Consider the following 824-nt stretch of genomic DNA (forward strand, 5'->3'; position numbering starts at 1 on the left):
TCCAGGACGCTCCCGGCCTGACCGCCCGGCGCATGCACACCGAACTCGACCGGGACACCGACCGCGAGACGGTCCTGGCCCGCTTCGTCGCCCAGCTCAACCCCGGCGACGAGCAGCTCCTGCGCCGCCTCCTGGAGGGCGACGAGCTATGACCGCCCTCCTGCTCGTACCGCTGCTCCTGCCCTTCCTCGCGCCGACGCTTGCCCGCAGGACCCTCGACCGGCTGGCCCCCGCCACCGCCCTGTGGATCCTCACCGCATCGGCCCTGGTACTGGCCGGAGCCTGTGTCGCCGCACTCGGCGCCCTGGTCCTGACCGGACTGTTCAAACTGCCCGCCCTCGCCTCCCTCGGCGAACTCGTCCACCCCCTGCGTACCCCCTCGGACTACTTCGTCCTCCCCGCTGCCGTGGCGGCCACCGGAGTGCTCACCCTCAGCGCGCTGACCCTGGCGCGCTCGGCCTTCCGGCAGACCCGTGCCTTCCGTACCGCCCGCACCCAGGCCGGCCGCCGTCCCGCCGCTGGTGACCTGTGCGTCGTCGACTCGCCCCACCCGGACGCGTACGCCCTGCCCGGACGGCCCCACCGCATCGTCGTCACCACCGCGATGCTGCGCAGCCTGGGACCCGCCGAGCGCGAGGCCCTCTTCGCCCACGAACGCGCCCACAACCGGGCCGGTCACCACTACTTCCTGGCCGCGGCCGAACTCGCCGCCCACTGCCACCCCGCCCTGCGCGCCGTCCGTGACACCATCCGGCTCGCCGCCGAGCGGGCCGCCGACGAGACCGCCGCCACCGCCGTCGGCGACCGACGCCTGATCGCCACGG

1 protein-coding gene and 1 pseudogene are annotated in these 824 nt (G+C 74.6%); both read left to right on the top strand.

From position 1 onward, the window contains the following. Positions 1–152: pseudogene (locus G3I71_RS51945) on the top strand (BlaI/MecI/CopY family transcriptional regulator); the annotation flags it as partial. After that, a partial coding sequence (locus G3I71_RS44940; RefSeq protein WP_164324663.1) for a M56 family metallopeptidase occupies positions 149–824 on the top strand: 676 nt, incomplete at its 3' end. The pseudogene G3I71_RS51945 and the gene G3I71_RS44940, both read left to right, overlap by 4 nt.

This window comes from Streptomyces sp. SID12501 (assembly GCF_010550245.1).
Lineage (GTDB): Bacteria > Actinomycetota > Actinomycetes > Streptomycetales > Streptomycetaceae > Streptomyces.